This window comes from Streptomyces sp. PA03-6a (assembly GCF_033792765.1).
Classification (GTDB): Bacteria; Actinomycetota; Actinomycetes; order Streptomycetales; family Streptomycetaceae; genus Actinacidiphila.
Window position 1 is genome coordinate 21,541 of sequence record NZ_JARAVK010000100.1, and the last position, 10,555, is coordinate 32,095.

The 10,555-nt window shown below is 74.0% G+C and carries 11 protein-coding genes; 6 read left to right on the forward strand and 5 right to left on the reverse strand.

What is annotated here, in order from left to right:
* Positions 1 to 82 precede the first annotated feature (82 nt).
* Positions 83 to 1,204 (forward strand): baeRF3 domain-containing protein, encoded by a 1,122-nt coding sequence (locus tag PV350_RS23440; RefSeq protein WP_499509536.1) that lies wholly within the window; start codon positions 83 to 85, stop codon positions 1,202 to 1,204.
* Between the two features lie 85 nt (positions 1,205 to 1,289).
* On the opposite strand, the gene PV350_RS23445 is transcribed toward PV350_RS23440, so the two are convergent.
* On the reverse strand, positions 1,290 to 1,733 hold the full coding sequence (locus tag PV350_RS23445; protein ID WP_499509537.1) for an SRPBCC family protein: 444 nt from the start codon (positions 1,731 to 1,733) through the stop codon (positions 1,290 to 1,292).
* Between the two features lie 215 nt (positions 1,734 to 1,948).
* Here PV350_RS23445 and PV350_RS23450 point away from each other — a divergent pair, with 215 nt between their 5' ends.
* Both PV350_RS23450 and PV350_RS23455 read left to right on the forward strand, forming a co-directional pair.
* Entirely contained in the window at positions 1,949 to 3,457 is a 1,509-nt protein-coding gene (locus tag PV350_RS23450) for a S1 family peptidase (protein ID WP_499509538.1), read from the forward strand.
* 41 nt (positions 3,458 to 3,498) lie between these two features.
* A complete protein-coding gene (locus tag PV350_RS23455; RefSeq protein ID WP_499509539.1) occupies positions 3,499 to 4,230 on the forward strand; it encodes a class I SAM-dependent methyltransferase in 732 nt (243 codons plus the stop codon).
* On the opposite strand, the gene PV350_RS23460 is transcribed toward PV350_RS23455, so the two are convergent.
* Positions 4,197 to 5,123 (reverse strand): DMT family transporter, encoded by a 927-nt coding sequence (locus PV350_RS23460; RefSeq protein WP_499509540.1) that lies wholly within the window; start codon positions 5,121 to 5,123, stop codon positions 4,197 to 4,199. The two genes, PV350_RS23455 and PV350_RS23460, sit on opposite strands and share 34 nt — an antisense overlap.
* 72 nt (positions 5,124 to 5,195) lie before the next feature.
* Between PV350_RS23460 and PV350_RS23465 the strand changes: the two genes are divergently transcribed.
* Positions 5,196 to 6,116, forward strand: coding sequence for a LysR family transcriptional regulator (locus PV350_RS23465; RefSeq protein WP_500335866.1), 921 nt, complete (start codon positions 5,196 to 5,198; stop codon positions 6,114 to 6,116).
* 54 nt (positions 6,117 to 6,170) lie between these two features.
* On the forward strand, positions 6,171 to 6,686 hold the full coding sequence (locus tag PV350_RS23470) for a mycothiol transferase (protein ID WP_499509542.1): 516 nt from the start codon (positions 6,171 to 6,173) through the stop codon (positions 6,684 to 6,686).
* A 206-nt stretch (positions 6,687 to 6,892) separates the two neighbouring features.
* Here PV350_RS23470 and PV350_RS23475 read toward each other — a convergent pair whose 3' ends face one another.
* From PV350_RS23475 to PV350_RS23485, 3 genes are all read right to left on the reverse strand, one after another.
* Positions 6,893 to 7,471 (reverse strand): dihydrofolate reductase family protein, encoded by a 579-nt coding sequence (locus PV350_RS23475; RefSeq protein WP_499509543.1) that lies wholly within the window; start codon positions 7,469 to 7,471, stop codon positions 6,893 to 6,895.
* A gap of 68 nt (positions 7,472 to 7,539) precedes the next feature.
* Positions 7,540 to 9,042 (reverse strand): MFS transporter, encoded by a 1,503-nt coding sequence (locus PV350_RS23480; RefSeq protein ID WP_500335869.1) that lies wholly within the window; start codon positions 9,040 to 9,042, stop codon positions 7,540 to 7,542.
* 74 nt (positions 9,043 to 9,116) lie between these two features.
* The gene (locus tag PV350_RS23485; RefSeq protein ID WP_499509545.1) at positions 9,117 to 10,088 is read right to left on the reverse strand and encodes an aldo/keto reductase; all 972 of its coding nucleotides are present in this window, start codon (positions 10,086 to 10,088) and stop codon (positions 9,117 to 9,119) included.
* 274 nt (positions 10,089 to 10,362) lie between these two features.
* Here PV350_RS23485 and PV350_RS23490 point away from each other — a divergent pair.
* Positions 10,363 to 10,555 (forward strand): hypothetical protein (locus PV350_RS23490; protein ID WP_500335871.1); only part of this gene is annotated, 193 nt, incomplete at its 3' end.

Below are 10,555 nucleotides of genomic sequence, written 5' to 3' on the forward strand. Positions count from 1 at the left end.
CGGCCCGGCTGGTGTGCGAGGCTCGGGGTGTGGGCTGCCCCCGTCCGCGGGGAGCAACCGCGGACCCCTCAGGGAGGCGATCATGGAAACCGATGCCCTGACGGCCGGCACCCTGCGAGCACTGCGCGCGACCAGGCCGTATCCGGCGGTGTCGCTGACCATGCCGACGCATCGGCGCGAACCGGACAACGCCCAGGACGCCGTACGGCTGCGCAATCTGCTCGCCGAGGCCGAGCGCAGGATCGAGCACGATCCGGAGGCGTCCCGCCGTTCGCGGATGGCCATCAAGACGCAGCTGAAGGCCGCCGCCGCCGAAGTGGACCTGCGCTACTCGCTGGACGGGCTCGTCATGTACGCCACGGAGCGGGACCACCAGATCTGGACGCTGCCCCGGGCCGTGCCCGAGCGGGTGGTGCTCAGCGACAGCTTCCTGACCCGCAACCTGGTCGCCGCGAAGGCCAGGGCCCTGCCGTACTGGGTGCTCACGGTGGCGGCCGACCGGGCGACCCTGTGGAGCGGCAGCGGCCAGTCGCTGCACCCCCAGGACGCGCAGGGCTTCCCCATGGAGCCGGACCCCGTCCAGTGGGACCCCGAGCGGCAGGAGCAGGTCGGGGACCACCCGAGCACCTTCCGGGACGAGGAGACGCGGCGCTTCCTGCGGTCCGTCGACGGCGCCCTCGCCTCCCTCCTGGCCGCCGACGGCCGGCCGCTGTACCTGGTGGGCCTGCCGGACGCGGTCGCCCTGCTCAAAGAGGTCGGCACCGCCGCGGACGCCGCGGTGGCCGTCGTACACAAGGGCGGCCTGGCGAACGGCCCCGCGCAGACACTGCTCCAGGAACTCGCCCCGGCGCAGAGGGAGTTCGCCGAGCGGGAGACGGAAAGGACCGGCCGCAGGCTGGTGGACGCCCGTAGCCGCAGGACCTTCGCGGCGGGGCTGGACGAGGTGTGGGAGTCCGTGTGCGAGGGCCGCGCCGAACTCGTCGTGGTCGAGGAGGACTTCCAGCGCACGGTACGCCTGAGCGACGGCCACCTCACCCCGGTGGACGGTGACGGCCCGGAGGCGGGCGGCTTCGAGGACGGCATCCGCGAGGACATCGTGGACGAGTTGGTGGAGGCGGCGCTCGACAAGGGTGCCGAGGTCCGCTTCGTGGCGCCGGACAGCCTCGCCGAGCACGACCGGATCGCGGCGGTGCTGCGCTACTGAGCCCCGGCCAGGACGTCACCCGGGGCCGCTGCCGGCGGCGCGGCCCGGGTGACCCGTGTCAGGGTGTCAGGGGGTCGGTGAGCGGTCAGGACGCCTCGACGGCAGCCTTGATCCGCTGCCCGAACGCCGGGGCGTCCTTGCGTGCGGCGCTCAGGGCCAGGCCGACCAGCAGCTTCCCGAGACCGTGCCCCTCCAGGTGGTTGAAGATCCGCACCCGGGTGGTGGTCTCGGACACCGGCTGCAGGTCGTAACCGCCCTCGGCGGTGACCAGGTTCTTCGACTGCTCGGTCCAGCGGATCCGGTTGGGCGGGTCGAACTCGGTGATCCGGAACTCCCGGTGGGACTTCATCCCGGCGTCCTTCACGATGCTGGTGAACACCGTGCCGACCGCCGTCGGTGCGTCGGGCGTGCGCAGGATCTCCTGCACCCGGGGGCTGAACCTGGGGTCGTTGCGCCCGTCGGCGAGGAAGGCGAAGACCTCCGCCACGGGACGGTCGACCTCGACGACCGCCTCGAATTGACCGCCCATGTCGCTCCTTGATGGCTCGTTGGATCGCCGGCTCCGCCGACCCGGCCACGATAGAGCGCCCCGCCACCCCGGGCACGTCCACGCGTTCCGGATCGTCTCCGCGCGCGGTGAGCGCTGCGGCTCCCCCGCACGTATGGAAGGCCGGGTCCCCTTTCGGGACCCGCGGCAGTCAATGCCGGTGACCTGCAGGTACGGAAGCGGATGTAGGGGGCACGGTGAGGCGCACACGGCGTCAGGTGCAGCGCGCGCTGCGGCTCGTGGCCGTCGCGGGACTGGTCTGCGGCGGAGTGATGATGTCGCAGGCCTTCGGGGCGGCCCCCGACGGCACGCGGACCGGGGGCGGCAGCCAGGTGCTGGACGCCCCGGACGGCGCGCAGGGCGGGCAGGGCACGGCGGACGCCGCGGGCCTGGCCAGGGACCTGGCGGCGCGCCTCGGCGACGCCCGGACCGGCGGGAGCTGGGTGGACGCCGAGGGCCGCCCGGTGGTCGCCGTGACGGACCAGGACACCGCGGCCGAGGTCGCCAGGGCGGGTGCCCGGGCGGAGGTCGTCCGCTACAGCATGCGCGACCTGAAGGAAGCGGCCGGCGAACTGCGCGATGCCCCCCGCGTGCCCGGAACCGCCTGGTCGGTCGACCCGGTCTCCAACGAGGTCCTGGTGCTGGCCGACAGCACGGTCTCCGCCGACGAGTGGGCGCGTCTGCAGTCCGTCGCGGACGGCATCGGCGGGCAGGTCCGCATGGAACGCACCGAGGCCGACTTCACGACCAGGACCGCGGGAGCCGCGCCGATCCTGACCCGGGGCAGCCGCTGTTCCGCGGGCTTCAACGTCACCAACGGGACGACCGACTTCATCCTGACGGCCGGTCACTGCGGCCCGCCGGGCACCGCCTGGTTCGCCGACAACCAGGGGACCAGGCCCGTCGGCACCACCGTCTCGACCTCCTTCCCCGGTGGCGACTTCTCGCTGGTGCAGTACCAGAACGACGGCTCGGACCACAGCAGCGTCGTCGGGGTCGGCGCGGGCCGCGTGGTCCGGATCACCGGCGCGGCCGACCCGTTCGTGGGGCAGGAGGTATTCCGCAGCGGCAGCACCTCGGGGCTGCACTCCGGTCAGGTGACCGGCCTGAACGCGACGGTCAACTACCCGGAGGGGACGGTCAGCGGTCTCATACAGACCTCCGTGTGCGCCGAGCCCGGCGACAGCGGCGGCCCGTTGTTCGCGCAGGGCTTCGCGCTCGGGATCACCTCGGGCGGCAGCGGCGACTGCACGGCGGGCGGCATCACCTTCTTCCAGCCGGTGAACTCGGCGATGGCGGCGCTCGGCGTGAGCCTGCCGCGCGCCACGGACAGCGGTGACGCCCCGGCGCCGGCCGCCGGTGGCGACGCGCCGGGCGCGGCGCCGGCCGCCTCCGCCGGCGCGCCCACCCGCGAGGCGGGCGGGGGCGCGGGGGGCGGCTCCGGCGGCACAGGCGGCACCGGCAACGGTCAGGGCGGGCAGCAGGCGGCCCCGGGAGCCCCTGCCGCCCCGACGGCGCCGGGTGGCGCGCCGGTCTACCCGGGGACCGCGAGCGATCAGACGTCGCTGGGCGCGATCGGCAGCGGGGGCGGCATCGGCCCCGGTCTGCTGATCGTCGCCGTCAGCTGCCTCGCGTTCCTGGCCACGCGGTGGATCCGTCCCGCCGCGGGAGCCGGCGGGGGCTACGGCTCAGGCGGCTGGGACTGACCGGGCGCCACGAGCGGGCCGGGGCGGAGGATCATGGAGGTATGACCAGTTCACCCCGCGCCCGCGCCTTCGACCGGGCCGCCGGACGGTACGCCGCGAACCGTCCCTCGTACCCGCCGGCCCTCCTCGACGCCGTCGAGGAGCTGGCGGGGCACCGGCTGCGCGGTGCCCTGGTCGCCGACGTGGGTGCGGGGACCGGCATCGCCACCGCGCTGCTGCACGAGCGCGGCGCCCGGGTGGTGGCCGTGGAGCCGGGCGACGGCATGGCGGCGGAGCTGCGCCGCAACCTGCCGGACGTCGCCCTGGTGCGCGGGGACGGCGACCGGCTGCCACTGGCCTCCGGCGCCTTCGACTTCGTGACGTACGCGCAGGCCTGGCACTGGACCGATCCGCGGCGGTCGGTGCCGGAGGCGCTGCGGGTGCTGCGGCCGGGCGGCGCGTTCGCGCTGTGGCGCAACGACCCCGACGTGTCGGTGCCGTGGATCGCCGGCGAGCAGGACCGGCTGGGCGGCTTCTTCGGGAAGCTGTCCCATCCCCGCTCGGGGCGGCTGCCGGACGGCCCGGGTTTCGCCGAGCACCGGCTGCCGTGGTCCCGGCGGGTGCCCGTCGAGGTGCACCTGGCGAACCTCGGCACCCAGTCGGCCTTCCTGGTGCTCGGCGAGGAACGCGCCGGCGCCTTCCTCGCCGCCGAACGGGAGCGCTTGCTGCGGCACTTCCCGGACGGCGTGGTCGAGGAGCACTACGTCGTGACCTTGGTCCTCGCGATCCGCTGACGCGCGGCCCGGCCGGCCCCGGACGCCCCGGGCCGCCCGCGGTTGATCAGGACGACGCCCGCGATGCCGATCGCCCCACCCGCCAGTTCGGTGGGCCGGGGGGTCTCGCCGAGCCACACGAAGGCGACGAGGAGGGCCACCGGCGGTACGAGGTACAGGGCCGCCGTGGAGGTCGCGAGGCTGAGCCGGGCGACCGCGTACCCCCAGATCACGAAGCCCAGCGCGGACGGCAGCAGGCCGAGGTAGACCGCCGAGGCGAGGGCGGGGCCGGAGGCGTGGGCCGCCGCCCGCACGGTGCCGGGGGCGAGCGGCAGCAGCATCAGGGTGCCGGCCCACATGGCGTAGCAGGCCACCTCCAGTCCGGTGTGGCGGCGCAGCAGCGGTTTGGTGGCCGCGTGGTAGACGCCCTGGACGACGGCGGCGCCGAGGACGACGAGCGCGCCCGCGGTGAAGTGCGCGCCGCCGCGGGCGAGGGCGATGACGGCGGCCCCGCCGATCGCCACGAGGCTGCCCGCGACGACGGTGCGGGTCAGCGGTTCGCCGAGGAAGGCCGTCGCGAGGAGCACGCTGAAGGCCGGGGCGATGGCGACCAGCAGGCTGGCGGTGCCCGCGGGGACGTGGACCTCGCCCCAGTTCAGCAGCAGTTGGTACGCGGCCATGCCGGTCAGGCCGCACAACGCGATGAGCGGCAGGTCGCGCCGCCGTGGCCGGCGGACGCCGAGCAGGGGCGCGGCCACGGCGAGCGCGGCGGACGCCACGGCCAGCCGCAGGAAGGACAGGCCGGCGGCCCCCAGCCCCTCCAGGCCGACGCGGATGGCGGGGAACGCCGAGGCCCACAGCACGACGGTGCCGGCGAGGGCGAGGACACGGGGCGAGGGGGCGGGAGGCTTCACGTGTCCTACTGTCCCGACTAGGATGGAAAAGATCCAGTTACTCTTTCTTTCGGAAATGAGAAGGTGGACTTTATGCTCGATGTGCGCCGGCTGAGCCTGCTGCGGGCCTTCTCGGTGCACGGCACGGTCGCCGCCACCGCCGAGGCGCTGCATCTGACCGGCCCCGCCGTCTCCCAGCAACTCGCCGCGCTGGAGCGGGAGACCGGGGTCCCGGTCCTGGAGAAGCGGGGCCGCACGCTGCGGTTGACCCCGGCCGGACGGCTGCTGGTGGAGCACGCGGAGGTGATCCTCGGCGATCTCGCCTCCGCCGAGGCCGCGTTGGACAGGCTCCGCGGGGGCGCCGGCGGCCCCGTCCGCGTCGCCGCCTTCCCGTCCGCGGCGCGCACCCTGCTGCCGGAGGTGTGGCGGCTGCTCGCCGGCGGGGATGCCGGTGTGCCGACCGGGCTCAGGATCGCCGAGCACGAACCCGACGCGGCGGTGGAGCTGCTGCGGCGCCGCGAGGCCGACATCGCCGTCGTCCACGCCTACAGCCTGCTGCCGCGCGAGGTGCCCGCCGGCTGCGAGCAGCACCATCTGATGGAGGACCCGGTGCTGCTCGCCGTTCCCCCCGCGCTCGCCGCCGGACACGGCCTGGCCCCGGGCGAGGCCCTCGACCTGGCGCTCCTCGCCGGGCAGGAATGGCTCATGCCCGGGCCGGACACCTCCTGCCACGAACTGACCCGGCGGGCCTGCGGCGCGGCCGGATTCGTGCCCCGGCCGGTGGCGCTGGCCAGTGACTTCTCGGTCCTCACCGCCCTCGTCGCGGCCGGTGCGGGTGTCGCGCTCGTCCCGCGGCTGGCGCTGCCCGCCGCCCTGGACGGCGTCAGCCTGCACCCGCCCGCGCACCCCGTGACCCGTACGGTCTCGGCGCTGCTGGCCGCCGGCACCGCCGGGCAGCAGCCGTTGCGCCGCGTGCTGGAGTGTCTGGTGGCCGCGGCGGGGCGGCCCGCCTAGCGTGGGCGGAGCGGCAGCGGGGGACCGCCCGGCACAGGAACCGAGGGAGCACGCATGAGGAGCGCAGATCTGCTCGCCGACGCCTTCGGCAGGATCCAGGAGACCGTGCACGAGGCCGTCGACGGCATCCCCCTGGACGGCCTGCACGCGCGGCCCGACGAGGGAGCGAACTCTATCGCCTGGCTGATCTGGCACCTGACGCGCATTCAGGACGACCACGTGGCCGGCGTCGCGGGCACCGGACAGCTGTGGACCGACGGCGGCTGGGCCGACCGCTTCGGCCTGCCCTTCGCGCCGTACGACACCGGGTACGGCCACCGTCCCAAGGACGTCGCCGCGCTGCGCGTCGCATCGGGCGAGCTGCTGACCGGCTATCACGACGCGGTGTACGAGCACACCCTGGGCTACCTGCGGACGCTGCGCGAGACGGACTTCCCGCGCGTCGTCGACACCAGCTGGGATCCGCCGGTGACGCTGGCGGTACGGCTGGTCAGCGTGGTGTCGGACGACCTGCAGCACGCCGGGCAGGCCGCGTTCCTGCGCGGGTGCGTGGAACGCGGCGCGCTCTAGGCCGTGTCGTCAAAGTCCCGCCTGCCCAGCGGCGCCTGGCACGGCACCTCGCTGCGTTGTCGAATCGTCCGAGTAGCCCACTACGAGGACGACTCTCCGCCTTACGATGCACCGCACCAGACGCCGCTGGGCCCGCCCTCCGGGCGGCCGGCGCTCCTTTGACGACAGGCTCTAGCGGCGGTCAGGCGCCCAAGTCCGATGCCCGCTCAGACGCCCGGTCCGGCGTCGGCGCGGTCGTACTGCAGCAGCACGACCCCGTTGCCGAAGGTCTGGGTCCCGGCGAGCCGGAGGGCGGTGAGCGCGTCGGAGTCGGGGAAGACCGACCTGCCCCGGCCCAGCACGACCGGGTGGACGTAGATCCGGTACTCGTCGACCAGTCCCAGCCGCAGGAACGAGGCGGCGAGGTCGGCACCGCCGAGGACCAGGTCGCCGCCCGGCCGCGCCTTGAGCTCCATGACCTCCTCGGCGACGACGTCGCGCACGATCGTGGCGTTCCACTCGGCCCGCTCCAGGGTCCGCGAGTACACGAACTTCGGCATGTCGCGCCAGATCCCGGCGAACTCCGCCTCGGCGGGGCTGCTCTGCGGGTCGGCGTCGGCGGTGGGCCAGTAGGCGGCCATGAGCTCGTGGGTGACGCGGCCGCTCAGGAAGGCGCCCATCGTCTTCAGCCGCTCGTTCATGTGGAGGTGCAGTTCCTCGTCCACGCGGTGCCAGTCGATCTCACGGTCGGGCCCCTCGAAGTAGCCGTCGAGGGACACCGCCATCTGCAGGATGATCTTTCGCACGGGGGTCCTCCCCTGGATTGCCTACGACCCACCGGACGATACGCCCCGGGAGCCGCCGCGGACGCCCTTCACGGGCGCGCGCCGGAGGTGTCGGAGGTGGCCCCCGCCGGTTCCTCGACGGCGCTGAGCGGGGCGGCCAGGGACTCCAGGCTGCGCCGCTCGGCGCGTACCCCGATGGCCGCCTCGACCAGGCCCGCGAGGGTCATCAGGGCGGCGCCGAGGCAGAAGGCGAGGGTGGTGTCGCCGGGCTCGCCGCTGCCGACCAGGCCGTTGAAGAGCAGGGGGCCGGTGATGCCGCCGAGGGCGGTGCCGACGGCGTAGAAGAAGGCGATGCACAGTGCCCGGGTCTCCAGCGGGAAGATCTCGCTGACCGTCAGATAGGCCGCGCTGGCGCCCGCGGAGGCGAGGAACAGCACCGCGGTCCAGCAGGCCGTCATGGTGACCGCGCTGAGGGCGCCCTGCTGGAACAGCCAGGCGGTGCCGAACAGGAGCAGGCCGGAGCCGACGTAGCTGCCGGTGATCATCGGCTTGCGGCCCACGGAGTCGAAGAGGTGACCGAGCAGCAGCGGGCCGAGGAAGTTGCCGACCGCGATGACGGCGAAGTAGTAGCCGGTGTCGCCGTTCGGCACGTCGAAGAAGGTGGTCAGGATGACCGCGTAGCCGAAGGTGACGGCGTTGTAGAGGAAGGCCTGGCCGGAGAAGAGCGCGAGGCCGAGCAGGGTGCGGCGCGGGTACTGGCGGGTGACGGTGCGCGCGATGGTGAGGAAGCCCAGTTCGCCGCGGGGACGGATGAGGATGCTCTCGCCCGGCTCCGGCAGGGGCTTGCCGCTCTCCTCGGCCACCGTGCGCTCGACGTCGGCGACCAGGCGCTCGGCCTCCTCCGCCCGTCCGTGGGTGAACAACCAGCGCGGGCTCTCCGGCACGTGACGGCGCACCAGCAGGATGACCAGGCCCAGGACGACGCCGATGCCGAAGGCGAGCCGCCAGCCGACGTCGCCGGCGAACAGCGAGGTGTCCAGCAGGGCGATGGACGCGAACGCGCCCACGGCGGCGCCGATCCAGAAGCTGCCGTTGATGATCAGGTCGATCCGGCCGCGCACCCGGGCCGGGATCAGCTCGTCGATCGCCGAGTTGATGGCGGCGTACTCGCCACCGATGCCGAAGCCGGTGACGAAGCGGCACAGGATGAAGAACCAGGCGGTCCACGACACCGCGGTGACCGCCGTGGCCGCGAGGTAGACGGCCAGGGTCACCATGAACAGCTTCTTGCGGCCGAGCCGGTCGGTCAGCCTGCCGAAGAACAGCGCGCCCAGGCAGGCCCCGGCGACGTACACCGCGGCCGCCAGCGTGGTGACCTGGGCGGTGCTGATGTCGATGCCGCTGCCCTGCTCGGCCAGCCGGCCCGCCATGGTGCCGACGATGGTGACCTCGAGGCCGTCGAGGATCCACACGGTGCCCAGGCCGATGACGATGCGCCAGTGCCAGCGGGTCCACGGCAACCGGTCCAGCCGGGCCGGCACATCGGTCCGCAACGCTCCCGGCGGGTCGGCGTGAGCCGTCGACGCTGACATGGCCACCTCCGTGAACGAGCCGTTCTGTCCGGAAGCGCGCCTTCCCCCGCCGGGGGCGTTCATGCTGCGGGCGGTCAGCCGTAGAAGTTGCGCTCCCAGCGGTGCCGGGCCAGGACCGCGAGTTGTTCCGGCGTCAGGGGGCGGCCGTCGCTCAGCGCGGTGTTCCGCTCGACGTTGCGCACCGACCGCATGCCGGGGATGACGGTGGAGACCGCGGGGGCGCTCAGCACGAACCGCAGGGCGGTCTCCGCCATGTCGTCGGGGTCGATGCCGAGGTCGGAGAGGATGGCGTCCACGCGCTGTTCCACCTGCGCCGGGCGGTCGTCACGGAAGTAGCGGTTGCGGAAGTCCCCTTCGGGGAAGGTGGTCCCGGCGGTGATCCGGCCGGTCAGCCCGCCCTCGTCGAGGGCCACCCGGACGATGACGCCGACGCCGTGTTCCTGGCAGGCGGGGAGCAGCGCGTCCGCCGGTGCCTGGTCGAAGACGTTGTAGATCACCTGCACCGTGTCCACGAGCCCGCTGCGGACCAGGGCGAGGGCGTTGTCCGGCTCGTGGTCGTTGACCGACACCCCGAAGAGCCGGATCTTGCCCTCCTTCTTGAGGTCGGCGACGGTCTCCGCCCAGTCCCCGCGGCCGACCCACTCGTCGCTCCAGACGTGGAACTGGAGCACGTCGAAGTGGTCGAGCCCGGCGGCCCGCAGGCTGGTCTCGAGGCTCTCGCGGATGTGGTCGCCGGGGAACGCCTCCGCCGGGTCCACGCCGTCGGGGGCGGGCCACACACGGTTCTTCGGCGGCACCTTGGTGGCCACGAGGATCTCGTCACCGGCCCGGGCGCGGTCGCGGACGACCCGCCCGACGATGCGCTCGCTCTCGCCGTAGCCGCGGGCGGTGTCGATGAGGTTCACCCCGAGGTCGACGGCCCGGTTCAGGGCGCGCAGCGACTCGTCCTCGGTCGCGCCCACCCATGCGGACTCGCCGATCCCCCAGGCTCCGTAGCCGATCTCCGACACCCGCAGCCCGCTGCGTCCCAGGTCCCGGTAGCGCACAGTCGTCCTCCACTCGTGCCGTCACCCGCGGAGCGGTCTCCGCAGCCACGACGATAGGCGACCGCCGGCACAAGGTCATCAGGGTTCCTTCGCGGCGCCGTCGGCGGTGACCGCGCGCATACCCCAACGGGGCCCGGGGCGCGGCGCGTTCGCCGATTCCGGGCCTTCGGCCCACCGGCGGGTCCTAGCGTGGTCGGCCCAGTACGGATGACGGGGGGAGAACAGGGGGACCGCTGTGCCGAACCCGTCCGGCGGAGGACCGCCGCGGCGCCGCATGATCGAGCCGACGCGCATCATCACCGCGCGGGAGACGCCCGGAGGGCCGGACGAGCCCTGGGAGGAGTCCCTCGGCCTCTTCCGCCCCGCCGGTGCCGGTGAGCAGTGCGACGCGCAGCGCGCGCGGGGTGCGGGGGGAGCGCCGGGGCGGTGCCGTCCGGGTGCCGGCCCGGGGGTCCGCGGTCCGGGGC

Bases quoted from the DNA above. Each gene is read 5' to 3' on its own strand.
- PV350_RS23440 (WP_499509536.1), top strand. From the start codon at position 83: ATGGAAACCGATGCCCTGACGGCCGGCACCCTGCGAGCACTGCGCGCG.
- PV350_RS23445 (WP_499509537.1), bottom strand. From the start codon at position 1,733: ATGGGCGGTCAATTCGAGGCGGTCGTCGAGGTCGACCGTCCCGTGGCG.
- PV350_RS23455 (WP_499509539.1), top strand. From the start codon at position 3,499: ATGACCAGTTCACCCCGCGCCCGCGCCTTCGACCGGGCCGCCGGACGG.
- PV350_RS23465 (WP_500335866.1), top strand. From the start codon at position 5,196: ATGCTCGATGTGCGCCGGCTGAGCCTGCTGCGGGCCTTCTCGGTGCAC.
- PV350_RS23470 (WP_499509542.1), top strand. From the start codon at position 6,171: ATGAGGAGCGCAGATCTGCTCGCCGACGCCTTCGGCAGGATCCAGGAG.
- PV350_RS23480 (WP_500335869.1), bottom strand. From the start codon at position 9,042: ATGTCAGCGTCGACGGCTCACGCCGACCCGCCGGGAGCGTTGCGGACC.